The 26793-nt window shown below is 73.1% G+C and carries 30 protein-coding genes; 8 read left to right on the top strand and 22 right to left on the bottom strand.

Going from position 1 to position 26793, the window contains the following annotated elements; all coding sequences use genetic code 11:
* Window positions 1–211: 211 nt before the first annotated feature.
* The 3 genes from ABT295_RS09545 to ABT295_RS09555 all read left to right on the top strand — a co-directional run bounded on the left by ABT295_RS09545 (window position 212) and on the right by ABT295_RS09555 (window position 3397).
* Complete coding sequence (locus ABT295_RS09545; protein ID WP_352394117.1) at window positions 212–1315, top strand: ABC transporter ATP-binding protein; 1104 nt, start codon at window positions 212–214, stop codon at window positions 1313–1315.
* Between the two features lie 181 nt (window positions 1316–1496).
* On the top strand, window positions 1497–2156 hold the full coding sequence (locus ABT295_RS09550) for a Pr6Pr family membrane protein (protein ID WP_352394118.1): 660 nt from the start codon (window positions 1497–1499) through the stop codon (window positions 2154–2156).
* Window positions 2153–3397 carry a DUF4032 domain-containing protein gene (locus ABT295_RS09555; RefSeq protein ID WP_352394119.1) on the top strand — a complete coding sequence of 415 codons (1245 nt, stop codon included), beginning with the start codon at window positions 2153–2155 and terminating at the stop codon, window positions 3395–3397. The genes ABT295_RS09550 and ABT295_RS09555 overlap by 4 nt, the downstream gene beginning before the upstream one ends.
* A gap of 103 nt (window positions 3398–3500) precedes the next feature.
* Here the strand turns inward: ABT295_RS09555 and ABT295_RS09560 are convergent, their stop codons facing one another.
* The 4 genes from ABT295_RS09560 to cysS form a co-directional block, all read right to left on the bottom strand.
* Window positions 3501–4019 (bottom strand): vitamin K epoxide reductase family protein, encoded by a 519-nt coding sequence (locus ABT295_RS09560; RefSeq protein ID WP_352394120.1) that lies wholly within the window; start codon window positions 4017–4019, stop codon window positions 3501–3503.
* Window positions 4020–4023: 4 nt separating this feature from the next.
* Window positions 4024–4875, bottom strand: coding sequence for a DUF929 family protein (locus ABT295_RS09565; RefSeq protein WP_352394121.1), 852 nt, complete (start codon window positions 4873–4875; stop codon window positions 4024–4026).
* Window positions 4876–5114: 239 nt separating this feature from the next.
* Window positions 5115–6077: a 23S rRNA (guanosine(2251)-2'-O)-methyltransferase RlmB gene (gene rlmB / locus ABT295_RS09570; protein ID WP_352394122.1), complete on the bottom strand. Its 963-nt coding sequence runs from the start codon at window positions 6075–6077 to the stop codon at window positions 5115–5117.
* 1 nt (window position 6078) lies between these two features.
* Window positions 6079–7593, bottom strand: a complete 1515-nt coding sequence (gene cysS, locus ABT295_RS09575) for a cysteine--tRNA ligase (protein WP_352394123.1) — start codon at window positions 7591–7593, stop codon at window positions 6079–6081.
* Window positions 7594–7723: 130 nt separating this feature from the next.
* On the opposite strand from cysS, the gene ABT295_RS09580 reads away from it, so the two are divergent.
* Window positions 7724–8473 (top strand): hypothetical protein, encoded by a 750-nt coding sequence (locus ABT295_RS09580; RefSeq protein WP_352394124.1) that lies wholly within the window; start codon window positions 7724–7726, stop codon window positions 8471–8473.
* 72 nt (window positions 8474–8545) lie between these two features.
* Here ABT295_RS09580 and ABT295_RS09585 read toward each other — a convergent pair whose 3' ends face one another.
* The 6 genes from ABT295_RS09585 to ABT295_RS09610 form a co-directional block, all read right to left on the bottom strand.
* Entirely contained in the window at window positions 8546–9220 is a 675-nt protein-coding gene (locus ABT295_RS09585; RefSeq protein WP_352394125.1) for an MBL fold metallo-hydrolase, read from the bottom strand.
* Window positions 9217–10299 carry an S-(hydroxymethyl)mycothiol dehydrogenase gene (locus ABT295_RS09590; protein WP_352394126.1) on the bottom strand — a complete coding sequence of 361 codons (1083 nt, stop codon included), beginning with the start codon at window positions 10297–10299 and terminating at the stop codon, window positions 9217–9219. Before ABT295_RS09590 ends, ABT295_RS09585 begins: the two co-directional genes overlap by 4 nt.
* A gap of 187 nt (window positions 10300–10486) precedes the next feature.
* On the bottom strand, window positions 10487–10978 hold the full coding sequence (gene ispF, locus ABT295_RS09595) for a 2-C-methyl-D-erythritol 2,4-cyclodiphosphate synthase (RefSeq protein WP_352394127.1): 492 nt from the start codon (window positions 10976–10978) through the stop codon (window positions 10487–10489).
* On the bottom strand, window positions 10975–11772 hold the full coding sequence (locus ABT295_RS09600) for an SDR family oxidoreductase (RefSeq protein WP_352394128.1): 798 nt from the start codon (window positions 11770–11772) through the stop codon (window positions 10975–10977). Before ABT295_RS09600 ends, ispF begins: the two co-directional genes overlap by 4 nt.
* A 101-nt stretch (window positions 11773–11873) precedes the next feature.
* Window positions 11874–12500 (bottom strand): 2-C-methyl-D-erythritol 4-phosphate cytidylyltransferase, encoded by a 627-nt coding sequence (ispD, locus tag ABT295_RS09605; protein ID WP_502991087.1) that lies wholly within the window; start codon window positions 12498–12500, stop codon window positions 11874–11876.
* 91 nt (window positions 12501–12591) lie between these two features.
* Entirely contained in the window at window positions 12592–13074 is a 483-nt protein-coding gene (locus ABT295_RS09610; protein WP_352394129.1) for a CarD family transcriptional regulator, read from the bottom strand.
* 288 nt (window positions 13075–13362) lie between these two features.
* Between ABT295_RS09610 and ABT295_RS09615 the strand changes: the two genes are divergently transcribed.
* Entirely contained in the window at window positions 13363–13881 is a 519-nt protein-coding gene (locus ABT295_RS09615; RefSeq protein ID WP_352394130.1) for a hypothetical protein, read from the top strand.
* Between the two features lie 60 nt (window positions 13882–13941).
* Here ABT295_RS09615 and ABT295_RS09620 read toward each other — a convergent pair whose 3' ends face one another.
* Together ABT295_RS09620 and ABT295_RS09625 are read right to left on the bottom strand one after the other, a co-directional pair.
* Complete coding sequence (locus tag ABT295_RS09620; protein WP_345506307.1) at window positions 13942–14625, bottom strand: response regulator transcription factor; 684 nt, start codon at window positions 14623–14625, stop codon at window positions 13942–13944.
* Window positions 14626–14691: 66 nt separating this feature from the next.
* Complete coding sequence (locus ABT295_RS09625) at window positions 14692–15951, bottom strand: sensor histidine kinase (RefSeq protein ID WP_352394131.1); 1260 nt, start codon at window positions 15949–15951, stop codon at window positions 14692–14694.
* 239 nt (window positions 15952–16190) lie between these two features.
* Between ABT295_RS09625 and phoU the strand changes: the two genes are divergently transcribed.
* Window positions 16191–16907: a phosphate signaling complex protein PhoU gene (gene phoU, locus ABT295_RS09630; protein WP_352394132.1), complete on the top strand. Its 717-nt coding sequence runs from the start codon at window positions 16191–16193 to the stop codon at window positions 16905–16907.
* Window positions 16908–17044: 137 nt separating this feature from the next.
* On the opposite strand, the gene ABT295_RS09635 is transcribed toward phoU, so the two are convergent.
* The 3 genes from ABT295_RS09635 to mshA are packed head-to-tail and all read right to left on the bottom strand — an operon-like array spanning window position 17045 to window position 19629.
* Window positions 17045–17788, bottom strand: a complete 744-nt coding sequence (locus ABT295_RS09635; protein WP_352394133.1) for a phosphoglyceromutase — start codon at window positions 17786–17788, stop codon at window positions 17045–17047.
* A 24-nt stretch (window positions 17789–17812) separates the two neighbouring features.
* Complete coding sequence (locus ABT295_RS09640) at window positions 17813–18346, bottom strand: type III secretion system chaperone family protein (RefSeq protein WP_352394134.1); 534 nt, start codon at window positions 18344–18346, stop codon at window positions 17813–17815.
* Entirely contained in the window at window positions 18343–19629 is a 1287-nt protein-coding gene (gene mshA / locus ABT295_RS09645; protein ID WP_352394135.1) for a D-inositol-3-phosphate glycosyltransferase, read from the bottom strand. Before mshA ends, ABT295_RS09640 begins: the two co-directional genes overlap by 4 nt.
* Before the next feature lie 165 nt (window positions 19630–19794).
* Between mshA and ABT295_RS09650 the strand changes: the two genes are divergently transcribed.
* The gene (locus ABT295_RS09650; protein ID WP_352394136.1) at window positions 19795–20622 is read left to right on the top strand and encodes a class I SAM-dependent methyltransferase; all 828 of its coding nucleotides are present in this window, start codon (window positions 19795–19797) and stop codon (window positions 20620–20622) included.
* A gap of 158 nt (window positions 20623–20780) precedes the next feature.
* Entirely contained in the window at window positions 20781–21767 is a 987-nt protein-coding gene (locus ABT295_RS09655) for an MEDS domain-containing protein (RefSeq protein WP_352394137.1), read from the top strand.
* Window positions 21768–21900: 133 nt separating this feature from the next.
* Here the strand turns inward: ABT295_RS09655 and ABT295_RS09660 are convergent, their stop codons facing one another.
* From ABT295_RS09660 to ABT295_RS09690, 7 genes are all read right to left on the bottom strand, one after another.
* Window positions 21901–22365 carry a phosphomannose isomerase type II C-terminal cupin domain gene (locus ABT295_RS09660; protein ID WP_352394138.1) on the bottom strand — a complete coding sequence of 155 codons (465 nt, stop codon included), beginning with the start codon at window positions 22363–22365 and terminating at the stop codon, window positions 21901–21903.
* A gap of 73 nt (window positions 22366–22438) precedes the next feature.
* Window positions 22439–22753, bottom strand: coding sequence for a DUF2516 family protein (locus ABT295_RS09665; RefSeq protein WP_345506298.1), 315 nt, complete (start codon window positions 22751–22753; stop codon window positions 22439–22441).
* 31 nt (window positions 22754–22784) lie between these two features.
* Window positions 22785–23210, bottom strand: coding sequence for a D-aminoacyl-tRNA deacylase (dtd, locus tag ABT295_RS09670; RefSeq protein WP_352394139.1), 426 nt, complete (start codon window positions 23208–23210; stop codon window positions 22785–22787).
* A gap of 4 nt (window positions 23211–23214) precedes the next feature.
* Complete coding sequence (locus tag ABT295_RS09675; protein ID WP_352394140.1) at window positions 23215–24207, bottom strand: asparaginase; 993 nt, start codon at window positions 24205–24207, stop codon at window positions 23215–23217.
* A gap of 92 nt (window positions 24208–24299) precedes the next feature.
* Complete coding sequence (locus tag ABT295_RS09680; RefSeq protein ID WP_352394141.1) at window positions 24300–25316, bottom strand: hypothetical protein; 1017 nt, start codon at window positions 25314–25316, stop codon at window positions 24300–24302.
* 1 nt (window position 25317) lies between these two features.
* Entirely contained in the window at window positions 25318–25827 is a 510-nt protein-coding gene (locus tag ABT295_RS09685; protein ID WP_352394142.1) for a helix-turn-helix domain-containing protein, read from the bottom strand.
* 70 nt (window positions 25828–25897) lie between these two features.
* Window positions 25898–26761 (bottom strand): beta-keto acid cleavage family enzyme, encoded by an 864-nt coding sequence (locus tag ABT295_RS09690; RefSeq protein WP_352394143.1) that lies wholly within the window; start codon window positions 26759–26761, stop codon window positions 25898–25900.
* Window positions 26762–26793 lie beyond the last annotated feature (32 nt).

Here is a 26793-nt window from a genome sequence, read left to right on the forward strand (position 1 = left end):
CCCGCTTGCAGCAAGTTTTTGCAACGTTCTGGACACGGCGCGTCCAGCCCGTTTCGCCTGACTTCCCTTGACTTCGTGGCCCCCGATGGGACGGGGGTGGTCAACGACTCGCCCATGGGCCATGATGACCGTGCCTGCTCACCCGGGCGGGCACCACCTTTACAACGGATCGTCCGGCACGTTCCTGCCGGTGAAGGAAGGCAATGAAGCCATGGCAACAGTGACGTTCGACAACGCGACGAGGCAGTACCCGGGCAACCCGGTCCCCTCGGTCGACAAGCTCAACATCGAGATCGCGGACGGGGAGTTCCTCGTCCTCGTCGGTCCCTCCGGGTGTGGCAAGTCCACCTCCCTGCGCATGCTCGCCGGCCTCGAGGAGGTCAACGGCGGACGCATCCTCATCGGCGACCGTGACGTGACGAACCTGTCCCCCAAGGACCGCGACGTCGCGATGGTGTTTCAGAACTACGCGCTCTACCCGCACATGACGGTCGCCGACAACATGGGCTTCGCGCTCAAGATCGCCGGCGTCGACAAGGGCGAGATCCGCAAGCGCGTCGAGGAGGCCGCCAAGATCCTCGACCTCACGCCCTACCTCGACCGCAAGCCGAAGGCCCTCTCCGGTGGCCAGCGCCAGCGCGTCGCCATGGGCCGCGCGATCGTCCGCTCGCCGCAGGTGTTCCTCATGGACGAGCCGCTGTCGAACCTCGACGCCAAGCTCCGCGTCCAGACGCGCACCCAGATCGCCTCGCTCCAGCGCCGCCTCGGCGTCACGACCGTCTACGTCACGCACGACCAGGTCGAGGCCATGACCATGGGTGACCGCGTCGCCGTGCTCAAGGACGGCATCCTCCAGCAGTGCGACAGCCCGCGCCGCATGTACGACCACCCGGCCAACGTCTTCGTCGCCGGCTTCATCGGCTCCCCCGCGATGAACCTCATGCACGCGCCGGTCACCGAGGGCGGCATCGACCTGCACGGCCACACGGTGCCGATCACGCGCGAGGACCTCTCGACCGTCGGCAAGGACGTCACCCTGGGTGTCCGTCCGGAGGACCTCGAGCTCTCGTCCGACCAGTCGGGCATCCCGGTCACGGTCGACGTCGTCGAGGAGCTCGGCGCCGACGCCTACATCTACGGCACGACCGACCAGAAGCTGCTCGAGGCCACGGGAGAGAACGCCGGCGCCGTGCCGTTCATCGCGCGCGTCGACGGTCGTCGTCCCCCGGAGAAGGGCGAGAAGATCTACCTCAAGCCCAAGGCCGGTCACGTCCACGTCTTCAACTCGGAGTCGGGCCTGCGCGTCGGCGACTGACCCCAGAGCGCCTCTGGCGCAGGCAGATTGCGTATGCGGTCGGGCCGGCACCCTGCGAGGGTGCCGGCCCGCTCGTGTTCCCGCTCGTGTTACCGCACGGGGTCGGCCCGCGGCGGTCGGTCACCCGCGTGGACGCGAGCGCCTCTGGCGCGCCGTCGATCCCGCACCTAGGCTCGCGACTGTGAACCGGTCGACCCTCGGGCGCTCTTGGCACACGGCGACGTTCGCCGTCGCGAGCGTCGCCCTCGTGCTCCAGCTCGTGCTCATCGTCGCCGGGCAGACCGTCCTCTCCGACGCGGGGGCGCAGGTCGCGACGGTCGAGCGCGTGCGGCGCTTCTTCTGCTACTTCACGATCCAGTCGAACCTGCTCGTCGCCGTGTCGATGTGGCTCGTCCTGCGCGAGCGCACGGGCACCCGCCTCTTCCGGGCCCTGCGCCTCGCCTCGCTCGTCGGCATCACGGTCACGGGGGTCGTGGCGGCCGTCGCGCTGCCGCCGTCGCCCCTCTACTCGCCGCTCAACCTGCTCTGCGACCGGCTGCTGCACATCGTCGTGCCGGTCCTCACCCTCGTCGGGTGGCTCGCCTTCGGGCCGCGCGACCGCGTGGCCCGCGACGACGTGCTCCCGGCGCTGGCGTGGCCGATCGCCTGGCTCGTCGCGACCCTGGCGCTCGGCCCGCTCGTCGACTGGTACCCCTACCCGTTCCTCGACGTGGCCACGATCGGCCTCGGCGCGGCCCTGCTCAACTGCGCCGTCATCGCCGTGCTCTTCATCGCCCTGGCGTCGTGCGCCGTGTGGGCCGATCGACGCCTGTCGCGCTCGCGTGCCACGATGAGCCCGTGACGCTCGAGATCACCACCGCCACCTCCGAGTCCGCCCTGCTCGACCTGCCCTGGTCGACGCCGCTCGAGGAGTGGCCCGAGAGCTACCTCGCGGCGCTCCCCCGCGGCATCTCGCGGCACGTCGTGCGCTTCGTCAAGCTCGGCCCGCGCGTGCTCGCGGTCAAGGAGATCAAGGACGACATCGCCGACCGCGAGTACGCGATGCTGCGCAACCTGCGCCGGCTCGACGTGCCGAGCGTCGAGCCCTTCGGCGTCGTGCACGGCCGCACGACCCTCGACGGCGAACCGCTCGACGCGTGCCTCATCACCCGGCACCTGCAGTTCTCGCTGCCCTACCGCGCGCTCTACAGCCAGAACCTGCGTCCCGACACCGCCGTGCGCCTCATGGACGCCCTGGCGCTGCTGCTCGTGCGCCTGCACCTCGAGGGGTTCTGGTGGGGCGACGTGTCGCTGTCGAACACCCTCTTCCGGCGCGACGCCGGCGCCTTCGCCGCCTACCTCGTCGACGCCGAGACCGGTGAGCTGCACGCCCGCCTCTCCGACGGGCAGCGCGAGCACGACCTCGACATCGCGCGCGTCAACATCGCCGGCGAGCTGATGGACCTCGCGGCCGGCGGGTTCCTCGAGGAGCACGCCGACCCGTTCGAGGTGTCGGCCTCGATCATCGAGCGCTACCACACGCTCTGGGACGCCCTCACCGGCACGGAGCGCTTCGAGCTCGGCGACCGGTGGCGCGTCGACGAGCGGATCCGGCGGCTCAACGAGCTCGGCTTCGACGTCGACGAGCTGTCGATCACGACCGACATCGGCGGCACCGAGATCGTCATCACGCCGAAGGTCGTCGACGCCGGCCACCACTCACGTCGCCTGCTGCGCCTCACCGGCCTCGACGTCGGCGAGAACCAGGCCCGACGTCTGCTCAACGACCTCGACGCCTACGTCGCCGCGACCGACCGGCAGAACGACGACGAGGAGATCGTCGCCCACGACTGGCTGGCGAAGATCTACGAGCCGGTCGTGCGGGCCGTCCCCCGCAACCTCACCGGCCGGCTCGAGCCGGCCGAGATCTTCCACGAGGTGCTCGAGCACCGGTGGTACATGAGCGAGCGCGCCGGCCACGACACCCCGATCGAGGACGCCCTGCGCGACTACGTCGCGACCGTCCTGCCGGCCAAGCCCGAGGAGAAGGCCGTCCTCGGCGTCGACACCGAGGAGATGCCGGTCATCAGCCGCTTCGACTGACCGCGCGCCGCCGCGAGGTGCGCTGGGTCGAGGTGGTTGCTCGCGGCCCGGCGCGACGGCACACCTCGAACCGAAGCTCCGGCAGGGGCGGCGCAGGAGGCGCTCAGGCTTGCGCGGCGTCCTCGTCGGCGGGGCCGGAGAGGATCTGGCCGAAGAGCACGACGATCCACAGCAGGAACGTCACGACGTGCACGGCGGTGCACCAGAGGCAGATCGCGTTGATCCGGTAGAGCTCGGCCCACACGAGGTAGAGCACCATGGCGAGCCCGACCGTGAGCCAGCCGAGGCGGGCGGCGTCGAGCCACCGCTCGGGGCGGCGCCACGCGGCCGGCGCGGTAAGGGCGAGCGACCCGACGAAGAAGACGAGGCCGAGCAGCGCGACCGGGACGCCGAGGAAGGTGCTCCACGCGCTCGTCGTCACCTTGGCGCAGTCGACGACCCCGCCGATGCTGCAGGCGAGGGTCGCGTTGGCCGTGAAGTGCTCGAAGGTCAGGTACGCCGAGACGAGCAGTCCCACGACCGAGAGCCCGGCGGAGACGGGCGCGAGCCACCCCGGCCGCTCCCGCGGGCCCGCCCCCGGGCCGGCGCTGGTCACCTCGACGTCGTCGCGCAGCGGGCTCACGAGTTCACCGCTTGAGCAGCACGGATGCCGCGGAGACGCCCTGGCTCGTGCAGACGTTCGCCGGCTTGTTGTCGGTCTGCGCGCAGATCTGCGCGGTGATGACGTTGATCGCCGGCGTCACCGTCTTGCCGATGTCGGAGGTGGGGTCCTTGATGCCGGCGATGATCTGGTCGTAGCTCTTGCCCTCGAAGGCGTTCGCGTCGACCGTGGCGCCGTCGGTGGCGTGCGTGCCGCCGTAGGTGATCCACGGGATGCCGCCGCCGGGGTTGAACTTCTGGAAGAGCGCGAGGTTCTCGCCGTCGAGCGTCTCGAGCGGCTTGCCCTCGCGGTCCTGGGTCTCGACGGCCTGGAACGCGACGACGTCGCTGGTGTACGTCGAGCCCTTGAACGAGAACGTCGGGGTGTCGGGGTGCACGTCGGTGCTCGAGCTCGTCGTCTGGCCGACGCCGGTGAAGGTGCCGAACCGCGACAGCGCCCCGATGAGCGCCCAGCGCTCCATGGCGCAGAACGGGCAGTACTCCGCGCCGATGTAGAGCACCTTCGGCTTGCCGTTCTCGGTGAGGGCCGTGCCGCCGGCGAGCTTGGCCGGGGCTTGCTGCGGCGAGGGCGCGGGTGCGCTGTCGAAGACCGACGCCGGCAGCTTCTCGAGGGTCGCGAGCGCGGCTGCGCCCCCGGTGGCCGCCGGCACGGGCTTGGGCTGGTTCGAGACGACGACGCCGATGACGACGGCGGCGATGACGATGACCACCGCCACGACGGCCGCGATGACCTGCTTGCGCTGGCGCTCCTTGCGGGCCTCCTGGGCCCGCAGCTTCGCCGCTCGGGCGGCCGTCTCGGCCCGGTTGCTCTTCGCCACGAATCCAGTCCTTCGCTCGGTCCGGCTGCCCGTCGCAGCCCGTCAGCGCCTACGACGTGCCGTAGTGCGTCCTGCTCGGCACTCTACCGAGCACCCTCTGACCAGCGTCGGGGCGGGTCGCAGAGTTCCCGACCCGCCGCGGGCCCGCGCGAGCCCCGGTCCGGACCCGCTCCTGCCGACCACGCGAGGAGGACGGTGTGCCGTGGGGCGCGGCCCCACGGCATACCTGCTCGGGCGCGTCAGCGGCGGCGCTGGCGGGCGATCTCGTAGAGGGTGACGCCGGTCGCGAGGCCGGCGTTCAGCGACTCGACGGCCGAGCTCATCGGGATGGACACGATCTGGTCGCACGTCTCGCGCACGAGGCGGGAGAGGCCCTTGCCCTCCGAGCCGGTGACGATGACGAGTGGCTCCGTCGCGAGGGCGAGGTCGGGCAGCTCGACGTCGCCCTCCATGTCGAGGCCCAGGATGAAGAAGCCGGCCTTCTTGAACTCCTCGAGCGCGCGGGTGAGGTTGCTCGCGCGCGCCACGGGGATGCGGGCGGCCGCGCCGGCGGAGGTCTTCCACGCCGAGGCCGTCATGCCGACGGAGCGACGCTCGGGCACGACGACCCCGTGACCGCCGAAGGCGGCGACGGAGCGCACGATGGCGCCGAGGTTGCGCGGGTCGGTGATGCCGTCGAGCGCGACGACGAGCGGGATGCCGGGCATCTCGGGGTCGACGAGGTCGCTCGGGTGCGCGTAGTCGTAGGGCGGCACCTGCAGCGCGAGGCCCTGGTGCACGCCACCGTCGGTGAGGCGGTCGAGCTCACCGCGCGGGGTCTCGAGGATCGCGAGGCCGCGCTCGGTCGCCATCTTCAGCGCCTCGCGCACGCGGTCGTCGGTGTCGATGCGGGTCGCGACGTACATCGTCGCCACCGGCACGTCGGCGCGCAGGGCCTCGACGACCGAGTTGCGGCCGTAGACCATCTCGCTCGAGGCCTTCGAGCGTGACGACGAGCGCGACGGACCGCGGCCGCCGGCCGAGGACCCCGAGCGCTTGGCCGCCGCCTTGGCCCGCTTGTGCGCGGGGTGGTACTCGCGGTCGGCGGCCTTGGGCGTCGGGCCCTTGCCCTCGAGGCCGCGACGGCGCTGGCCGCCGGAGCCGACGGTCGCGCCCTTGGCGTTCTTGCGGATCGCGCCGCGGCGCTGGGAGTTGCCTGGCATGTCAGCCCTGGTCCTTCTCGGCCGCGGGGGCCGGCACGGTGGTGGCGTGGGTGTCGCTGCTGGGGGTGGGGTGGCCCGGCCCGTCGGGTCGCGCGGGCCGGGCCAGCGTCCACTGGGCGCCGGAGGGCGTGTCGGTGATCTCGATGCCGACGGCGGTCAGGGCGTCGCGGATCTCGTCGGCGCGCGCGAAGTCGCGCTCCTGCCGCGCGGCCTGGCGCGCGTCGAGCTGTGCCCGCACGAGCGCCTCGAGGGCGAGCTCGGCCGCGGCGTCCTCGCGGCTCCCGCCGCTGCCCCAGTGGGCGGCGAGCGGGTTGATGCCGAGCACGTCGGTCATGGCCACGACGGCGCCGGCGGCGGCGAGCGCGGCCTCGTCGTCGTCCTCGTCGAGGGCGCTGTTACCGGCGCGCACGGTGTCGTGCACGACCGCGAGCGCCCCGCTGACGCCGAGGTCGTCGTCCATCGACTCGACGAACGCGGCGGGCAGCTGCCCCGCGTCCACCGGCACGACGGCGCCGCGACGGGCCGCGCGCTCCAGGAAGCCCTCGATGCGCTCGACGGCGCCGGCGGCCTCCTCGAGCGAGCCCTCGTGGTACTCGATCGTCGAGCGGTAGTGCGCGGCCGTGAGGTAGTAGCGCAGCACGATCGGGCGCGTCACCTCGAGCAGGTGCGCGACCTCGAGGGCGTTGCCGAGCGACTTGCCCATCTTCTGGCCCTTGACCGTCACCCACGCGTTGTGGAGCCAGTAGCGGGCGAAGCCGAGGCCGGCCGCGCGCGACTGCGCCTGCTCGTTCTCGTGGTGCGGGAAGCGCAGGTCGATGCCGCCGCCGTGGATGTCGAACTCGTCGCCGAGCCAGCGCCGGGCCATCGCCGAGCACTCGAGGTGCCAGCCGGGGCGTCCCGCGCCGAACGGCGTCGGCCACGAGGCGCTCTCGGGCTCGTCGGCCTTGCGGCCCTTCCACAGCGCGAAGTCGCGGGGGTCGCGCTTGCCGCGCGGGTCGGCGTCGTCGGCGCTCGCCATGTCCTCGATCGACTGCCCCGTCAGGGAGCCGTACTCCGGCCAGGAGCGCACGTCGAAGTAGACGTCGCCGCTGCCGTCGGGGGCGGCATACGCGTGGCCCTTCTCGACGAGCGTCTCCATCAGGGTCACCATGTCGGGCACGTGGCCCGTCGCGCGCGGCTCGTACGTCGCGGGCACGACGCCCAGCGCGTCGAGGGCGGCGGCGGTGAGCCGCTCGTTGCGGTAGGTCAGGGCGAACCACGCCTCGCCCGACTCGGCGGCCTTGCGCAGCACCTTGTCGTCGATGTCGGTGACGTTGCGCACGAGCGTCACGTCGTAGCCGTGGCCGGTCTCGAGCCAGCGGCGCAGCACGTCGAAGGCGACGGCGAAACGGATGTGCCCGATGTGGGGGGCGCCCTGCGTCGTGAGGCCACAGATGTACATGCCGACCTTGCCCGCCTCGCGCGGCGTGAAGTCGCGCAGCTCCCGGGTCGCGGTGTCGAACAGTCGTAGGCTCACCCGCCGCAGTCTATCGGCGCGTCGGCCGGCGCCCGACCACGCGCGCACGGGCCGCTCCCCCGGGCCCGTGTGCCGTCCGGGCCGCCCGTGATCACCCCTCCCCCGCCGGCCCCGCGGCTACGCTCCCCCCATGGCGCAACCGCGGCTCACGAGCTACGAGCGACTCGATGGCCACGAGGTGCGCGCGGTCATCGCCTACCTCGGCGAGCGCATCGACGGCTACCTCCCCCGCCACCCGGGCCTGCGCGCGGCCACGGAGGAGCTCGGCCGGGTCGTCGACTCGCTCCTCGACCGGCGCCGCCGGGCGCCGGCCCGCCGCGCGGGTCTCCTCTGGACCTCGCGGGCCCTCATCGTCGTCGTGCTCGCGGTGTCGGTGCTCGCGGTCGGCATCGCCGTGCGCGACGCCGTCGACCGGGCCGGGTCGATCGCGGCCTTCGAGTGGCTGCCGGTCGTCGAGAGCCTCATCAACGACCTCGTCTTCGCAGGCATCGCGATCTGGTTCCTGCTCTCGCTCGCCGACCGGGTCGTGCGCAACGACCTCATCCGGCGGCTGCACCACCTGCGCTCGCTCGCCCACATCATCGACATGCACCAGATGAGCAAGGACCCCGCGGCCCTGCTGCCCGACCCGCGCCCGGCCACGGTCGCGGGCGACGAGGTCGTGAGCCCGCGCACGATGTCGGTGCGCGACTACGCGCTCTACCTCGACTACTGCTCCGAGCTGCTCTCGCTGACCTCCAAGGCGGCGGCCCTCTGCGCCGAGGAGTCCACCGACGCGCTCGTGCTCGACACGGTGAGCGAGATCGAGAACCTCACGACCGGCATGAGCCGCAAGATCTGGCAGAAGATCAGCCTGCTGCGCGACGCGCCCCGCACCTGAGCCCGCGGGTCGGGCCCGGCACGGCCACACGGCACACGCCCCTCGCGTATGCCGTGTGGCGCGGACCGCGCGTCAGTGGCCCCGGCGGATCCACTCCTCGACGTCGGGCTTCTCGGCGCCGATCGTCGTCGCGTCGCCGTGCCCGGTGAGCACCGTCGTCTCCGGCGGCAGGGTGAGCAGCTTCTCGCGGATCGACTCGACGATCGTCGGGAAGTCGGAGAACGAGCGCCCGGTGGCGCCCGGCCCGCCCTGGAAGAGCGTGTCGCCCGTGAGGACGACCCCGAGGTCGCGCGCGTGGAAGCAGCACGCGCCGGGGGCGTGGCCCGGGGTGTGCAGCACGGTCAGCTCGACGTCGCCGACCTGCACGACGTCGCCGTCGGCGAGGTCCTGCGTCGGGGCGAGGTCGGGGTGCGTGCGGTCCCACAGCTCCCGGTCGGCGGGGTGGAGCGCGACCGCGGCGCCCGGGTGCGCCGCGAGCAGCTCGGGCACCACGGTGACGTGGTCGTCGTGCGCGTGCGTCAGCAGCACGTGCGTCAGCCGACGGTCTCCGACGAGCTCGAGGATCGGTGCGGCGTCGTGCGGGGCGTCGACGACGACGCACGTGGAGTCGTCGCCGACCACCCAGACGTTGTTCTCGACGTCCCACGTGCCGCCGTCGAGGCTGAAGGTGCCGGAGGTCGTCGTGTGGTCGATGCGGACCCCGCCCGGCGAGGGCGCGACCCGGTCGTAGCGGCCCGCGGCCGTCACAGCTCGACCACCGAGCGCAGCACCGTGCCGGCGTGCATCTTCTCGAACGCCGCCTCGATGTCGCCGAGGCCGATCCGCTCGCTGACGAAGGCGTCGAGGTCGAAGCGGCCCTGCTTGTAGAGCTCGACGAGCATCGGGAAGTCGCGGCTCGGCAGGCAGTCGCCGTACCAGCTCGACTTCAGCGACCCGCCCCGGCCGAAGATGTCGATCATCGGCAGCGTCACCTGCTGGTCGGGGGTCGGCACGCCGACGAGGACGACGGTGCCCGCGAGGTCGCGCGCGTAGAACGCCTGCTCGTAGGTCTCCGGACGGCCGACCGCCTCGACGACGACGTCGGCGCCGTTGCCGCCGGTCAGCTCGCGGATCGCCTCGACGGCGTCGGTCTCCTTGCTGTTGACGGTGTGCGTCGCGCCGAAGTGCCGGGCCTGCTCGAGCTTCGCGTCGCTGACGTCGACCGCGATGATCGTCGTGGCCCCGGCGACCTGGGCACCGGCGATGGCCGCGTTGCCGACGCCGCCGCAGCCGATGACGGCGACCGAGTCGCCGCGGGTGACGCCACCGGTGTTGACGGCCGCGCCGAAGCCGGCCATCACCCCGCAGCCGAGCAGGCCGACCGCGGCGGCGTCGGCCTCGGGCACCTTGGTGCACTGGCCGGAGGCCACCAGGGTCTTCTCGATGAAGGCGCCGATGCCGAGGGCCGGCGTCAGCTCGGTGCCGTCGGTCAGCGTCATCTTCTGCGTGGCGTTGTGGGTGGCGAAGCAGTACCACGGCTGACCCTTGGCGCAGGCGCGGCACTGCCCGCACACGGCGCGCCAGTTGAGGATGACGAAGTCGCCCGGAGCCACGTCGGTGACGCCCTCGCCGACGGCCTCGACGTAGCCGGCCGCCTCGTGGCCGAGCAGGAACGGGTAGTCGTCGTTGATGCCGCCCTCGCGGTAGTGCAGGTCGGTGTGGCACACGCCGCAGGTCTCGATCTTGACCACCGCCTCGCCGGGCCCCGGGTCGGGCACGACGACGTCGACGACCTCGACGTCGGCTCCCTTGCTGCGGCTGATGACACCCTTGACGGTCTGCGGCATGACTACTCCTGTGGATCGTGCGGACGTACGGCCCGTGCGGGCCTTCCATGACCTACCCAAACGTCCCGGGCGCGCGGACGCAACGAGCGGGCCGGCGCGTGGTGCCCGGCCGCGCGATGCGGGTTCGGCCGCAGGGCGCGGGTTCGGTCCCCCGACCTGTCGCGGGACCCGGGCCGGATCGCCGGACTCAGCGCGGAACGGGCACCACGAGGGCGGTCGCGATGGCCGCGACGCCCTCGCCACGGCCGGTGAGGCCGAGCCCGTCGGTCGTCGTGCCGCTCACCGACACGGGCGCACCGGCGGCGTCGCCGAGCGCGGCCTGCGCCTCGGCGCGCCGGGTGCCCACCTTGGGCCGGTTGCCGACGACCTGGACGGCGATGTTGCCGATCTCGAAGCCGGCCTCGCGCACGAGCCGCGCGGCCTCGGCGAGCAGGGTGACGCCGGAGGCGCCGGCCAGCTCGGGGCGCGACGTGCCGAAGTGCGCGCCGAGGTCGCCGATGCCCGCCGCGGAGAAGATCGCGTCGCAGGCGGCGTGCGCGGCGACGTCGGCGTCCGAGTGCCCGTCGAGGCCGCGCTCCCCCGGCCAGTGCAGCCCGGCCACCCACAGCTCGCGCTCGGACCCCTCGGGGGCGTACGCGTGCACGTCCACGCCGACGCCGACGAGCGGCAGGAGCGTCACCGGGCGTCCTTCCAGTCGATGGGGCCGCGGTGGATCTTGTGCGGGGCGGCCTGGGCCACCGGCTTGACCACCAGGGTGTCGATGTTGACGTGCTGCGGCAGCCCCACGACGAAGCCGACGCAGGCCGCGACGTCGTCGGCCACGAGCGGCCGGTCGACCCCGTCGTAGACCTTGTCGGCGGCGGCGCGGTCGCCGTGCAGGCGGGTGAGCGAGAACTCCTCGGTGCGCACCATGCCGGGCCGGAGGTCGACGACGCGGATGTTCTCGCCGTTGAGCTCGAGGCGCAGCGTCTCCGAGACGACCGACGTGCCGTGCTTGGCCGCGACGTAGCCGGCGCCGCCCTCGTAGACCCGCTCGCCCGCGATGGAGCTGATGTCGACGATGGTCGCCCGCGCCGAGTCGCGCAGCAGCGGCAGCACCGCCTGGGTGACCCGCATCGTGCCGACGACGTTCGTGGCGTACATGCGCTCCCACTCCTCGGGGTCGCCGTCCTCGACGCGGCTCACCCCGAGCGCCCCACCCGCGTTGTTGACGACGACGTCGCACCGTCCCAGCGTCGCGACGGCCCCGAGCACGGATGCCGGGTCGGTCACGTCCATGACCACGGCGCGGGCGCTGCCCCCGGCGTCGATGACGCTCGCGACGACCTCGTCGAGCTTCTCGCGGCGCCGGCCGGCCACGACGACCTCGAAGCCGTCGGCCGCGAGCCGCCGCGCGACGGCCGCCCCGATCCCGGTGCCGCCACCGGTGACGAGGGCGAGGGGTTGGGTCTGCTGGGTGCTGTCGTCGCTCACGCTGCCGAGGATAGGCACTCCCCCCGTTCGATGTATTCGCCGGTCACCCGTGACCGGCGAACACATCGACTCGCGGAGGGAGGGAGGCGGAGGGAGGGGCGTCAGGTGGCGAGGAGGCGGGCGGCCGCCTCGAGGTCGGCCGGGGTCGTCACCTTGAGGGCCCGCGGGTCGCCGTCGACGACGAGGACCCGCTCGCCGAGGCGCTCGACGAGCCCCGCGTCGTCGGTGGCGTCGCTCGAGACGGCGTGCGCCCGCTCGAGCAGGTCGCGCCGGAAGCCCTGAGGCGTCTGAACCGCGCGCAGCGTGGCCCGGTCGGGGGTCGCCACGACGAGCCCCTGCTCGTCGACCTGCTTGACCGTGTCGACGACGACGGTGCCGGGCACGACGGCGCCCGCTCCCGCGGCCACGGCCGCGACGACCCGGTCGAAGACCGCGACCGGGGTCAGGCAGCGCGCGGCGTCGTGCACGAGCACGACCTCGACGGCCTCGCCCAGCTCGGCGAGCCCCGCGGCCACGGAGTCGCCGCGTTCGGCCCCGCCGACGACGACGGTCACCGGCACGTCCGACCCGAGCTCACGGCATACCTGCTCGGCGAGGGTCTGCGCCTCGGCACGGTGGGCGGCGGGCGCGACGACGACCGCCTCGGCGACGGCCGCGCACGACAGCGCCCCCCGCAGGGCGTGCCCCAGCAGGGGCACCCCGGCGAGGGGCACGAACGCCTTGGGCACGGAGGCGCCCAGACGCGAACCGGAGCCGGCCGCGACGACGATGACGCCGACGCGACCGGCTCCGGTCTCGTTGTTCAGGATCCCGCTCGAATCAGGACGCGAGGACCTCGTCGAGGATCGTCTCGGCCTTCTCCTCGTCGGTCTTCTCCGCGAGCGCGAGCTCGGAGACGAGGATCTGACGGGCCTTGGCGAGCATGCGCTTCTCGCCGGCTGACAGGCCGCGGTCCTGGTCACGACGCCACAGGTCGCGCACGACCTCGGCGACCTTGATGACGTCGCCCGACGCGAGCTTCTCGAGGTTCGCCTTGTAGCGACGCGACCAGTTGGTCGGCTCCTCGGTGTGCGGCGTGCGAAGGACCTCGAAGACGCGGTCGAGGCCTTCCTGCCCGACGACGTCGCGGACACCCACGAGGTCGCAGTTCTCGGCGGGCACCTCGATGGTCAGGTCACCCTGGGCGACCTTCAGCTTGAGGTAGAGCTTGTCCTCTCCCTTGATCGTGCGTATGTTGATCTCTTCGATCAGTGCAGCCCCGTGGTGGGGGTACACGACCGTCTCGCCGACCTTGAAAACCATGTGCTGTTTTCCCCTTTCGCGACCTCCAGATTATCACGAGAACGTGCACATCGCGATCTCAGGATCCGGCATCTGCGCAGGTCAGAGCCGGTGCGGCCGTCGAGGACGCCGGATTTGCCGTCTTGACAGATCCGCCGTCGGCGTGCTGCGCGCACCCCTGCCGGCGTGCCCGCGGGGGCCCGCGCGAGCCTTTCGGGCGGGTGCGCGGGCGGCTGCGGGAGCGGGCGCGCGGCAGGCGCACGGCGGGTGCGCAGGTGGGCGCGGCCGCCCGCCGGTAGGCTGTCGCCCGTGAAGCGTCGAATCCCCGCCCTGACCCCGCGCCGACCGTCCCGCCGTCGGGTCCCGGCGGTCCTCGCTGGCGTCGCCCTCGCCGTCGTCACGGCCGGCTGCCAGGTCAACTCCCCCGTCCAGACCGACGTGGCCTACGTCCCGGCCGACGGCGTGCCCGTCGACGTCGGCAACCTCGCCCTGCGCGACCTCGTCCTCGTCGGCGACGGCAACGGCACCGCGATGATCAGCGGGTCGGCGGTCAACCTCGGCAACGAGTCGATGACCGTGCAGATCGCCCCGCAGGGCGACCCGAACGCCACGACGCCGCCGAGCGGCTCCGAGGTGGAGCTGTCGCCGCGCCAGCAGGTCAACCTGGCCGACAAGGGCCTTCAGCTCAGCGACGTCAAGGGCAAGCCGGGCGCGCTCGTGCCGGTGACGGTCATCTCGAACACCGGCGGCACGGCCGTCGCGCAGGTGCCGCTGCTGCCGGCCACCGACTTCTACTCCACCGTGACGCCGGCGCCCACGGGCAGCTGAGCCCACGCCGCTCCACGCACCGACGGCCGGCCCACCACACGGTGGGCCGGCCGTCGTGCGTCAGGCGGCCTCGAACTTGTAGCCGAGGCCACGCACCGTGACGATGTGCACCGGGTTGGCGGGGTCGGGCTCGATCTTGGCCCTCAGGCGCTTGATGTGGACGTCGAGGGTCTTGGTGTCGCCGACGTAGTCGCTGCCCCACACCCGGTCGATGAGCTGCATCCGCGTCAGCACCCGGCCCGAGTTGCGCAGCAGCATCTCGAGCAGCTCGAACTCCTTGAGCGGCAACGAGGCCGAGCGGCCCTGCACGCTCACCGTGTGGCGCTCGACGTCCATGCGCACCGGGCCGGCCTCGAGCGTCGACGGCAGCAGGTCCTCGGGCTCCGCGAGGCGGCGCAGCACGGCCTTGACCCGGGCGAGCAGCTCGCGGCTCGAGTAGGGCTTCGTCACGTAGTCGTCGGCGCCGATCTCGAGGCCGACGACCTTGTCGATCTCGCTGTCCTTGGCGGTCAGCATGATGACCGGCACCGACGAGCGCTGCCGCAGGGCACGGCACACGTCGACCCCCGAGAGACCGGGGAGCATGAGGTCGAGGAGCACGAGGTCGGCGCCGTTCTTGTCGAACTCGGCCAGGCCGTCGGGGCCCGTCTCGGCCACGGCGACGTCGTAGCCCTCCTTCTTCAGCAGGTAGGACAGCGGGTCGGAGAACGACACCTCGTCCTCGACGATCAGGATGCGGCTCAAGTCAGGCCTCTCGGTCGGGCAGCGCAGCGTGCGGTGGTGTGCTCGGACGGTTCGGGTCGCGGTGGGTCACGGCCGGGTGCCGGCGGGTTCGGTGGGCTGGGCCGGGTCGGTGGGCCGGGCGGGTTCGGCGGGTTCGGCGCGCCCGGCGGGCCGGTGGCGCCCGGCGGGCCCGGCGGGCCGGGCGGGCTCGATCGCCGCGGAGGCGTTGGCGGCGGGCAGCTCGATCGTGAAGGTCGACCCGCGCCCCTGCTCCGACCACACCGAGACGTGCCCGCCGTGGTTGTCGGCGACGTGCTTGACGATCGCGAGGCCGAGGCCGGTGCCGCCGGTGGCGCGCGAGCGCGCGGAGTCGACGCGGTAGAACCGCTCGAAGATGCGCTCCTGCTCGTCGGGTGCGATGCCGAGCCCCTGGTCGGTGACCGAGACGTCGACGAGGCCGGGCCGCCCGCGCCGCACCGTGACGCCGACGCGGGTGTCGGACTCCGAGTAGGCGATGGCGTTGCCGACGAGGTTGCTGATGGCGGTCGTGACGAGCTCGGCGTCGCCCCACACCTCGCAGCCCTCCTCGACGGCGGTGACGAGCTCGATGCGGTGCTCGTCGGCGAGCAACCGGCTCCGCTCCACCGCGTCGTGCGCGCAGGCCCCGACGTCGATGAGGGTGGGATCCTTGACGACGTCGGCGCCCTGGAGCCGCGAGAGCTCGACGATCTCCTTGACGAGGCGCGTCAGCCGGGTCGACTCGACGCTGATCCGCCGGGCGAACCGCGCCACCGCCTCCGGGTCGTCGTGCGCGTCGACGATGGCCTCGGCGAGCAGCGAGATGCCGCCCACCGGGGTCTTGAGCTCGTGGCTGACGTTGGCGAGGAAGTCGCGGCGGATCTCCTCCACGCGGGCGGCCTTGGACCGGTCCTCGACGAGCAGCAGCACGTGGTCGGCGCCGAGCGGCGCCACGCGCGCCGCGACGACGAGGCGTCCCGCGCCGATGCCCTTCTGCAGGGTCAGCTCGGCCTCCCGGATGACGCCGTCGCGCCGCACCGAGCGGGCGAGGTGCAGCAGCTCGGGGTGCACCAGCTCCTGGCCCCGCACGAGCCCGTGGGCGACGGCGGCCGGGGAGTTGTTGACGACGCGGTCGGAGGAGTCGACGAGGATGCCGCTCGAGCGCAGCACGGCGATGACCTCGCCGACGCCTGGAGGCAGCGGCGGGGCGGGCGGCGTGGGCGCCTCGGCCGCGGTCGAGCGGTCGGAGAGGCGCACGGCGACCATCGCCACACCACCGAGGGCGAGGCCGGCGATGCCACCGAGCGTTGCCGCGGTCGTCGGGTCCACGTCACTCAGCGTACGCATGGCGCGGGCACGCTCGGACCATGCCGGGGCGCGCCGTGCGCGGCGCGAACCGACTGTTCACCTGAGCGCCCCCACCCATTCACGATCCCCTGCGAGCCTGCTCGCAGCACCGGGGCGCATGCCCCACGACGGATGCCGTCCGCGCGCGATCGCAGCCACGCTCGCCGTGCGGGTGGCAGGCTGTCCCGCAGCCCGGCCCGACCGCGACCGACAGGAAGACCATGCGCGACCAGTTCCACGAGGACCTCGACAAGATCTCGGACCAGCTCGTCGAGCTGACCCGCCTCGCCGGGTCGGCCATCTCGCGCGCCACGATCGCGCTCCTCGACGCCGACGTGCACCTCGCCGAGTCGGTCATCGAGGCCGACCGCAAGCTCGACGACATCCGCGTCGAGCTCGACGAGCTCTCGATCGACCTGCTCGCCCGCCAGCAGCCCGTCGCGACCGACCTGCGCATCGTCGTCACGGCCATGCACATGAGCTCGGACCTCGAGCGGATGGGCGACCTCGCCCGTCACGTCGCCAAGGTTGCCCGGCTGCGCACGCCCGACTCGGCCGTGCCGCCCGAGCTGCGCGCGCACATCCTCCAGATGGGCCAGGTGGCCGAGGCCATCGTCGCCAAGTGCGGCTCGATCATCGCGAGCAAGGACGTCGCCGCGGCCATCGCGCTCGAGAAGGACGACGACGCGATGGACGACCTGCACCGCGAGCTCTTCGCCGCGCTGCTCGACGAGAACACGAGCTGGTCGCGCAGCTCGATCCTCGACCTCACGCTCGTCGGGCGCTACTACGAGCGCTTCGCCGACCACGCCGTGTCGGTCGCCCGCCGCGTCGTCTACCTCGTCACCGGCGAGTACGACTCCGACGTCAGCTTCGACCACGAGGAGGACGAGGACGCCGACGTCATGACCCAGATCGAGCGCGGCACCCCCGCCTGACGCCCCCTCCCCCAACCGTCGAGAGGCCACTCTTTGCGGGTCGGGACACATCGAAAGGCCACTTCTCGCGACGAGAAGTGGCCTTTCGACGTTCGGCCACCTGCGAGAAGTGGCCTTTCGACGGTGCTGCGGGCCGGTCAGCGGCCCTGGTTGGCGACGGCCTGGGCCGCGGCACGGGCGGCCTCGGGGTCGAGGTAGCGCCCACCCGGGGTGACGGGCTTGAACGAGGCGTCGAGCTCGTAGACGAGCGGCATGCCGGTCGGGATGTTGAGCCCCGCGATGTCGTCGTCGGAGATGCCGTCGAGCGTCTTGACGAGGGCGCGCAGCGAGTTGCCGTGCGCGGCGACCATGACGGTCAGGCCGTCGGCGAGGTCGGTCTGGATTTCGTTCTCCCAGTAGGGCATCAGACGCGTGACGACGTCCTTGAGGCACTCGGTGGCCGGCATCGCGTCGCCGAGACCGGCATACCGCGGGTCGCCGTGCTGCGAGAACTCGTCGTCGGCCTCGATGGGCGGCGGCGGAACGTCGTAGGACCGGCGCCACAGCATGAACTGCTCCTCGCCGAACTGCTCGAGCGTCTGCTTCTTGTCCTTGCCCTGCAGCGCGCCGTAGTGGCGCTCGTTGAGCCGCCAGTCGCGCTTGACCGGGATCCAGTGCCGGTCGGCGGCGTCGAGGGAGAGGTTCGCGGTCGTGATCGCCCGGCGCAGCAGCGAGGTGTGCACGATGTCGGGCAGGATGCCGGCGTCCTTCAGCTGCTGACCGGCGCGCACACCCTCGGCGCGGCCCTTGTCGGTGAGGTCGACGTCGACCCAGCCGGTGAAGAGGTTCTTGGCGTTCCAGTCGCTTTCGCCGTGGCGGACGAGGACGAGCGTGTAGGTCATGCCCGCCAGCCTAGCGAGCGCCCCTCAGCCGTCGGCAGCGTCGTCCAGCAGGTGACGGAAGGCGTCGAGGTTGCGCGTCGACTCCCCGCGCGAGACCCGCCAGGCCCACTCCTTGCGCATCGAGCCGAGGAAGCCGAGCGCGAGCAGCTCGTTGAAGACGTCGTCGCTCGCCGAGAGGACGATGCCGAAGAGCTGGTCGAGGTGGTCGGCCTCGACCGCGACGGTGGGCACCTCGCCGCGCAGGTAGACGTCACCGTCGCCGTCGATGGCGTAGCCGACGCCCTGCAGCCGGAGGTTCTTGCGCAGCAGCGTGCGGTAGAAGGCCTCGTGGTTCTCGTCGGGGTTGCGGATGACGAACGCGCTGAGGCTCGTCGTCCGGTCGCGCACGAGCACCGATACGACGGTCTTCAGCTTCTTCTCGCCGGGCAGCGTCACGACGAACTCCCCCGGCCGGCCGCCGAGCTCCCACTCCAGCCCCACCGAGCCGAGGTATGCCGTCAGGCGGGCCGCCGCGTCCGCCGCGGGGCTGCTGCCCTCCGCCGTCGCCGACGCGCTCACGGGATGACCGCCGTCGGCACGCCGGTGAGCGCGAGGGGCTCGTCGACGGGTGGTTCGGCGGTGCCGTTCGCTCGCTCGCGCATGGCCTGACGGTAGACGGTGAGCAGCCGGTCGGTCGTGGCGCCCCAGCCGAAGCGGGCCGCGTGGGCGACGGCGGCCGCGCCGAGCTCGAGCCGGCGCGGCGCGTCCCGGAGCAGGCCGTCGACGGCCGTGGCCCAGTCGGCGGTCGCGTGCCCGTCGACGAGCACGCCGGCGTCGCCGACCGCGGTCGGCAGTCCCCCGACCCGCGCCGCGACGACCGGGGTGCCGCAGGCCTGCGCCTCGACCGCGACGAGGCCGAACGACTCGGAGTGGCTCGGCACGAGCACGAGGTCGGCCGCGCGGTACCACTGGGCGAGCCGGGCCCGGTCGACCGGCCGCACGAAGCGGACGACGTCCTCGATGCCCAGCGTCCGCGCCAGCTCCTCGAGCTCGTGCGGTCGGCTGAGGCCGCTGCCGCTCGGGCCGCCGACGACCGCCACCGTGAGCCGGTCGCGGCGGGCGGGGTCGCGCACGAGCAGCTCGGCCGCCACCCGGAGCAGCACGTCGGGCGCCTTGAGCGGCTGGATGCGGCCGACGAAGAGCAGCACCTCACCGCCGGGCGCGAGCCCGAGCTCGCGCCGGGCCGCACCCCGGTCGCCCGGGGTGAAGGTCGACAGGTCTACGCCGGGCGGGACCACCGAGACCGTGCTCGGCGGGGCGTCGTAGAGCTCGATGAGCTCGCGCGCCTCGTCGTCGGTGTTGGCGATGAGCCGGTCGGCCGCCTCGACGACCTGCACCTCGCCGATCTCGCGGCCGCGGGGCTCGGGGGCGTCGCCGCTCGCGAGGTGACGGTTCTTGACCCGCGCCATCGTGTGCATCGTGTGCACGAGGGCCACGCGCCAGCGGTCCGCGGCGAGCCAGCCGACCTGTCCCGAGAGCCAGTAGTGGGAGTGCACGAGGTCGTAGTGGTCCTCGGGCACCGACAGCCCCGCCTGCATGATGCCGGCGGAGAACGCGCAGAGCTGGCCCGGGAGGTCCTCCTTGGCCAAGCCTTCGTACGGGCCGGCCGTCACGTGGCGCACCCGCACGCCGGGCACCAGGTCGGCCTCGACCGGGGTCTCGCTCGAGGTGCGGCGGGTGAAGATGTCGACCTCGACGCCGCGCGCGGCCAGCTCCCTGGCGGTCTCGGCGACGTAGACGTTCATGCCTCCGGCGTCGCCGGTGCCGGGCTGCTCGAGCGGGGAGGTGTGCACGCTGATCATGGCCACCCGCCTGGGGTCCTGCGCCACCGGCATCCCTGCTCCCACCTCGTCCGCCGCCCGTCTGCGGCTGCTCCTCGACTCAACCACACGGCCGGTTCGAGGTATTCCACGGTCGCCGGTGACCGTGGAATACCTCGAACGGCCGGGCCCGCGTAGCCTGCGACCGTGCCTCCCCGCCAGCGCCCCGTCGGCACCATCACGCGCGGCACGACGAACCCGAACCGCCTGCGCCGCTGCGACCGGTGGATCGCCGGGCCCCAGGGCTGGCGCCTGCGCCACAGCCCGACCCCGCCCGTCGTCGTCGACCTCGGCTACGGCGCCTCGCCGGTGACGGCCGTCGAGCTGCACGACCGGCTCCGGCCGGTGCGCGCCGACGTGCAGGTCGTCGGCATCGAGATCGATCCCGAGCGGGTGGCCGCCGGTCGGGCGCTCGAGCGCGAGGGCCTGACCTTCCGGCTCGGCGGCTTCGAGGTGCCCCTCGACGACGGTGCCCGCCCGACCGTCGTGCGGGCCTTCAACGTGCTGCGCCAGTACGCCGAGCACGAGGTGCCGCAAGCCTGGCAGCGGGTGCAGGAGCGGCTCGCACCCGACGGGCTGCTCGTCGACGGCACGTGCGACGAGATCGGCCGGCGCGCCGCGTGGGTCGCCGTCGAGGCCGCGGGCCCGGTCAGCCTGACCGTCTCGCTCCGGCTCCGGGGGCTCGAGCGGCCCTCCGACGTCGCCGAGCGCCTGCCCAAGGCCCTCATCCACCGCAACGTGCCCGGTGAGCCCGTCCACGCGTTCCTCGCCGACCTCGACCGGGCCTGGGCCAGGAGCGCCGCGCAGGCCTCCTGGGGCGCCCGGCAGCGCTTCCTCGCGGCCGCCGCCGAGGTCGCGCGCTCGTGGCCGCTGCTCGACGGGCCGTCCCGGTGGCGCGTGGGCGAGCTGACGGTGGCCTGGTCCGCCGTCGCGCCCGCGTCGCCGGCCGCGCCCCTCCCCGCGGCCACCCCCTGACCAGGGCGGACGCCCGCCTCGCTCGACCCACCGCGGGCGCACCCTGACCGAACCCGTGCGGACGGGGCGCAGTTCCGCTCCGCCACGCGTGGGCGGACCGGCGTAGCATGGTCGGCATGTCGCCTGGCGGCGTGACCCCGTGGCGACGGGGCCATGCAGTGACCTTCTATGCACTCGACACCGACGGAATCGACGCGGTCGCGAGTTTCGTCGCGGCGGGCTGGGCCGCCGACGAGTGCGTCATCGTCGTCGCGACCGAGCCGCACCGCACGGCCGTCGACGCGCGGCTGCGGGCCTTGGGCCACGACCCGCACGCCGAGACCGTGTCGGGGCGCTTCCTCGTGCTCGACGCCGAGAACACGCTGCGGCGCTTCTTCGTCGACGGCCACCTCGACCTGGCTCGACTCACGCCGCTCGTCAGCGAGGCGCTCGACCGCGCCGGGGCCGGTGGCCGGCCGGTGCGCATCTTCGGCGAGATGGTCGCCCTCCTGTGGGCGCTCGGCGAGGTCGAGGCCGCCATCGAGCTCGAGCTGCACTGGAACGAGCTGCTCCGGCAGCACGACTTCGCACTGCTCTGCTCCTACCCCACCGACAGCTTCGAGCAGGCCGCGCTCGTCGACGTGCGCCGCATCTGCGACCTGCACACCGACCTGCTGCCGCCGGCCCACCGCTCCGCCACCCCCGGCGGCGGAGCGCGCGCCGGTTCCGTCACCGGTGCGACCGTCGGTGACGACCGCACGGGTGACGGACCGGGGCACGCCTGCTCGCGGGTCTACGTCCCCGCCCCCGAGTCGGTGCCGGCCGCGCGCCACTTCGTCGTCGACGTGCTGCGGGCCTGGGGTCACGACGAGCTCACCGCCGACGCCGCCCTCATCGTCTCCGAGCTGGCCACGAACGCCCTGCGCCACGCGCACTCGCCGTTCCGGGCGGTCGTCGACCAGCGCCGGGGCGGCCTGCGCATCGGCGTCGAGGACGCGAGCGAGCTCCCCCTCTCGCGTCGCGACGCCGACGTCGAGGCCGTCGACGGCCGTGGTGTCGGCATCGTCGCGGCGCTCTCGCGCCACTGGGGCTCGAGCCCCCTCCCCGGCGGCAAGATCGTCTGGGCCGAGCTGGGCGGCGCGGGCGGCACCACGCGCGCCGGTTGAGGGTCCGGCGGGTGAGGGGTCCGGCTGAGGGGCCCGGCTGAGGGGACGGCCGACCCGGCCGGGTCCGGACAGCAGCATGCCGCCGGGCCGGGCCCGGCGGCATCCGTGGTCGGTCGCGGCGCGACCTGAGCTCTCAGCGGGTGTAGTCGTCCTCGAGGCGCTCGATGTCCGCCTCGTCGAAGTGGCCGAACCCGACCTCGAGGAGGCGACCGGCCCGCTCGCCCGAGTTGCCCATGCGGTGGATCGAGTTGCGCGGCACCCAGACGGTCTCGCCCGGCTGCGCGCTCCAGGTGCGCTCACCCACGGTGACGTCGATCGGCACGTCGAGCACCTGCCACATCTCGCCCCGGTGGTCGTGGCGCTGCAGCGAGAGCCGGTGACCCGGCTGCACGGTGATGATCTTGACCGTGACCTGCTCGTTGGAGACGAACTGCTGGAACTCGCCCCACGGCCGCTCCGCGACGAAGATGTCCTCCGTCGGGTTGCGGTCGCCCAGGTCGTACTCGTCGGCCGTGTGGCTCGGGTGCGACTCGTGGTGGTGCTCGTGGGCGTCGAGCTCGTGGTCGACGACTGCAGCGGCAACCTGCTGGTCGGACATGGTTCTCCAATCGGTTGTGAGTGCACCAGTGTGCCGTATGCGCTGCCGCGCCCCCGTCATGCGCGGCCCGGAGTCACCAGCCGTTGGTCGAACGCCCACCGAGGCCGCGCACCTGGCGGAGGGCCGGGCGCACGTCGGCGAGGTAGACGGCGGCGCCGACGAAGGCGATGAGGCCGAGCAGCCCGATCGGGTTGAACACCGAGATCGAGCCGAAGAGCAGGGCCACGCCGGTGATGAGCAGCCAGAAGTTCTTGGTGCGCTTGCCGGCGGCCGCGTAGGCGTTCTCCGGGTGGCGCAGGGCGTCGACGAAGGCGAAGATCTCGCACCCGAGGGCGACGACCCCGATGATGAGGGTGACGATGCTCTGGTAGCCGGCGTAGAGCTGCATGGGGAGAGCGTAACCCGCTCACCGCGGCGGATCAGGCGTCGACGACGAGCGTGACGGGTCCGTCGCCGACGAGCGAGACCTCCATCATCGCACCGAACCGGCCGGTCTCGACGGTGAGGCCCCGCGCCCGCAGCGCGTCGACGACGGCCGCGACGAGCGGCTCGGCCACCGGACCGGGCGCGGCGGCGCCCCACGACGGGCGTCGCCCCTTGCGCGTGTCGGCGTACAGCGTGAACTGGCTCACGACGAGCACGGGTGCGCCGGCGTCGAGCAGGCTCCGCTCGTCGCGCAGGATGCGCAGCTCGGCGATCTTGCGGGCCATCCGCTCGACCTGTGCCGGGCCGTCGTCGTGCGTGACGCCGACGAGGGCGAGCAGGCCGGGCTCCTCGATCGCCCCGACGACCTCGCCGGCGACCTCGACGCGGGCGCTCGTCACGCGCTGGAGCACGGCCCGCACGGACTCAGACCCCGACGGCCACGACGGAACCGACGGGCTGGCCGTGGCCGAGCACGGGCTCGTGCTCGAGCACCGCGAGCACGTCGTCGGTGCCGACGCCGATGCGGCGCAGCACGGCCGCGAGCAGCACGCTGCGGGCCCGCGACGAGCCGTCGGCGACCTTGACGGCGACACCCCGCCCGTCGGGCAGTCCCACCGCGTAGACCGCCTCGGCGCCGTCCTTGGCGACGAGGCCGTCGACGCCGCGGATGAGGGCCGTCACGTCGCGTGTCGTGCCGCCGAGGTACTCCGGGAAGGCGCGGACCGCGGCGGCGATCTTCGCCTCCGGCCCCTCGGTGGCGGCAGCGAGCCGCCCGAAGGCGAGCGCGAGCCCCGAGAGCGGCACGGCGTGGATCGGCGCGCCGCAGCCGTCGACGGCCACCGCGGCCGGCTCGGAGCCGGTGAGGTCGCGCACGGCGTCGGCCACCGCCACCTGGAGCGGGTGGGACGGGTCGCGGTAGGTCGCGAGGTCCCAGCCGTTGCGCACGCACGTCGCGAGCATCGACGCGTGCTTGCCGGAGCAGTTCTGCACGATCGACTGCTTGGGGCGGCCGTCGGCGATCCAGGCGATGCGAGCCGCCTCGTCGTAGGGGTAGTCCGGCGTGTTCTGCAGGTCGGTCTCGGAGAGGCCGGCGCCGGCGAGGATCTCGCGGGCGGCCTCGACGTGGAAGTCCTCGCCGGAGTGGCTCGCGCACGCGAGGGAGAGCAGCCGGCCGTCGGTGTCGAGGCCGTGGCGCACCATGGCGAGGGCCTGCAGCGGCTTGCTCGAGCTGCGCGGGAAGACCGGACCGCTCGCGTCGCCGACCTCGAGCTCGACGGTGCCGTCCGGGGCGGTGACGACCGCGGTGCCGTGGTGCACCGACTCGACGAAGCCGGCCCGCACGACGTGGGCGACGACCGGGGCGGCGGCGAGCGCCGGGCTGACGGAGGAGGACGTGGGCGCGAGGTGATCGGACACGCCCCGCAGTATGCCGGAGGGCCGGGACGTGCCGAAGGGCCGCCACCCGTGCGGGTGGCGGCCCTTCGCCGAGCGGGCTCGACTGGCGTCGGTCAGCTGGAGGCCGACGTCTTCTTCGCGGTGCGCTTGGCCGGCGTGGCCTTCTTCGTCGCCTTCTTCGTGGCCTGCTTCGTGGCGCCGGTGGCGGTGGACGTGGCCGAGGCGGCCTTGTTCGCCGTCGTCTTCGCGGTCTTCCGGGCGGCGCGCTTGGCCGGGGCGACCTTGCGGGCCACCGTGGCGTCGGCGTCGTCGGTCGTGGCGGAGCTGCGGGCGGCGACCTTGCGGGTCGTCGTCGACTCGACGGCGTTCGCCTTGCGCGTGGCGGCGGCCTTCTGGGCGGCCGAGCTGCGGATCGCCCTCTCGTGCTTGGCGGTCCGTTTCGGCGCGACCGGAGCGGCAGCCGACTCGACGGCGTCAGCCGCGGCCTCGACGCGCGAGCCGAGCTGCGAGGCGTCCTGGGCGACGACGTCGAGCAGCGTCTGGGCCACCTTCTCGCCCTCGCTGACGGCCGTCTCGGCCACCCGGCGACCGCGGGTGACGGTGGCCGTGCCCTTCTCGGCCAGGTCGTACGCGGTGCGCTCGCCCTGGGCGCGGAGGTCGGTGACGACCTTCTCGCCGCGCGCGGCGGCGGCGTCGTACTGGTCCTTGGCGTTGCTCGCGAGCACGAGGCCCTCGTTGAGCACGCGCGCCGGGAGGTCCTGGGCCTGCGTGACGAAGCGCTCGGCATACGTCGTCGCGAGCTTCTGCAGCTCGGCGGTGCGCGTCTGGAGGTCGGCGATGCGCTTCTGCAGGTCCTTCTGCATCTGGTCGGCCTCCTTCTTGGCGCCCTTGCGCAGGTCGGCGCCCTTGGCCTGCTTGCGGGCGACCTCGAGCTGCTCGCCCGCGGTGCGCACCGTGTCGATCGCCATGTTGGCGGCGCCGACGACGGCGTAGAACGGCGTCGGGTCGACCGTCACCTCGGGCACGCGGCCCTCGATCTGGCCGAGCTGTCCACGCACGTCCGCGACGGCCGCCTCGGCCTGCTTCTGCGCGTCCTTGATCGCCTTGCTGATCTTGTCGGTGAGTGCCATCTCACTGCTCCTTCTCGTTGAGCTCGTTGCGTCCTGGGGTGGCGCCGGCGGCACTGCCGGTCGCGGGGCGTCGGCGCGGTGCGCCCGACGCGCTGGTCGGTGGGGTCGTCGGTGCCGTCGGTGCCGTCGGTGCCGTCGGTGCCGTCGGGCTCGTCGCGTCCCCGCCGACGAACGACCGGTAGATCTCGACGAGCACCCCGCGCTGCCGGTCCGTGAGGGCCGGGTCGGCGGCGATGGCGGAGAGGACGTCGGAGCCGGCGGCAGGGTCGTCGTCGCCGACCCGCTCGTCGAGGATGCCGGCCCGGACGTAGAGCGACTCGGCCGAGACCTGCAGACCCTTGGCGATCTGCTGGAGGATCTCGGCGCTCGGGCGCTTGAGCCCCCGCTCGATCTGCGACAGGTAGGGGTTCGAGACCCCGGCCACGTCGGCGAGCTGACGCAGTGACAGCTGGGCGCTCTCGCGCTGTTCGCGCAGGTAGGCCCCGAGGTCGGGTAGCGGCAGCTTGCTCATGTCTCCATTGTGCTAACTGCAGCAAGCAGAATGCAAACTCTGGGCAGCGTGAGCCCTGCCACAGTGGCCGTCAGCGAGTGCGGCGGTCCTTGATCGCGAGCGCCTCGCGCGCCTGGGCCGTCGTCATCGGCGGGCGCTGCATGACGGTGGCGATCTCGGCGGCGCGCGCCACGAGCTCGCGGTTGTCGGCGACGGGGCGGCCCTTGGCATACATGAGGTTGTCCTCCATGCCGACGCGCAGGTGGCCGCCGGCCGACAGCGCGGCCGCGACGATCGGCAGGTGGGCGCGGCCGATGCCCGTGGCCGACCAGCTCGTCACCTCGGGCGGCAGCATCGCGACGCCGGCGAGGAGCGCCTGCGGCGTGCCCGGCATCGCGCCCGGCACGCCGGTGACGAAGTCGACGTGCACCCTGCCGCCGTAGGGCAGGCCGCACTCGTCGATGAGCCGGCGCAGCGCGTGCACGTGGCCCAGCTCGAAGAGCTCGAACTCCGGCACGACCTCGCGCTCCTGCGCCTGGCGGTAGAGGTCGACCATGAAGCCCCAGGGGTTGAGGAAGACGCCGTCGCCGAAGTTCGTCGTGCCGCAGGTGAGCGAGCAGGAGTCGGGGTTCGCGTCGAGGACCGTGAGCCGCTTCTCGAGGGGGTCGGTGATCGCGCCGCCGGTCGAGAGCTGCACGACGAGGTCGGTCGCCTCTCGGACGCCGTCGACGGCCTCCTTGAGGAAGCCGGGCTCGAGCGTCGGCTGGTGCTCCCGGTCACGCACGTGGATGTGGATGAGCGCGGCCCCGGCCGCCTCGCACGCGACCGCCGTCTCGACGAGCTCCTCGGGCGTCGTGGGCAGCGCCGGCACGTCCGCCTTGGCGCTCTCGGCGCCCGTGGGCGCGACGGTGATGAGGGTGCTCCCGGGAGCCGACTGGGCGCGTGCGGTGCTCATGGCGCTCATCCTGCCAGCGCAGGGGCGCCCGA

The organism is Terrabacter sp. NPDC000476, from assembly GCF_040300125.1.
GTDB lineage: Bacteria > Actinomycetota > Actinomycetes > Actinomycetales > Dermatophilaceae > Terrabacter.

Bases quoted from the DNA above. Each gene is read 5' to 3' on its own strand.
- phoU (WP_352394132.1), top strand. From the start codon at position 16,191: ATGCGCGACCAGTTCCACGAGGACCTCGACAAGATCTCGGACCAGCTC.
- ABT295_RS09665 (WP_345506298.1), bottom strand. From the start codon at position 22,753: ATGCAGCTCTACGCCGGCTACCAGAGCATCGTCACCCTCATCATCGGG.
- ABT295_RS09685 (WP_352394142.1), bottom strand. From the start codon at position 25,827: ATGAGCAAGCTGCCGCTACCCGACCTCGGGGCCTACCTGCGCGAACAG.
- ABT295_RS09580 (WP_352394124.1), top strand. From the start codon at position 7,724: ATGGCGCAACCGCGGCTCACGAGCTACGAGCGACTCGATGGCCACGAG.
- ABT295_RS09610 (WP_352394129.1), bottom strand. From the start codon at position 13,074: ATGGTTTTCAAGGTCGGCGAGACGGTCGTGTACCCCCACCACGGGGCT.
- ABT295_RS09690 (WP_352394143.1), bottom strand. From the start codon at position 26,761: ATGAGCACCGCACGCGCCCAGTCGGCTCCCGGGAGCACCCTCATCACC.
- ABT295_RS09660 (WP_352394138.1), bottom strand. From the start codon at position 22,365: ATGTCCGACCAGCAGGTTGCCGCTGCAGTCGTCGACCACGAGCTCGAC.
- ABT295_RS09545 (WP_352394117.1), top strand. From the start codon at position 212: ATGGCAACAGTGACGTTCGACAACGCGACGAGGCAGTACCCGGGCAAC.
- mshA (WP_352394135.1), bottom strand. From the start codon at position 19,629: ATGATCAGCGTGCACACCTCCCCGCTCGAGCAGCCCGGCACCGGCGAC.
- ABT295_RS09680 (WP_352394141.1), bottom strand. From the start codon at position 25,316: ATGGCACTCACCGACAAGATCAGCAAGGCGATCAAGGACGCGCAGAAG.
- ABT295_RS09635 (WP_352394133.1), bottom strand. From the start codon at position 17,788: ATGACCTACACGCTCGTCCTCGTCCGCCACGGCGAAAGCGACTGGAAC.
- rlmB (WP_352394122.1), bottom strand. From the start codon at position 6,077: ATGCCAGGCAACTCCCAGCGCCGCGGCGCGATCCGCAAGAACGCCAAG.
- ABT295_RS09590 (WP_352394126.1), bottom strand. From the start codon at position 10,299: ATGCCGCAGACCGTCAAGGGTGTCATCAGCCGCAGCAAGGGAGCCGAC.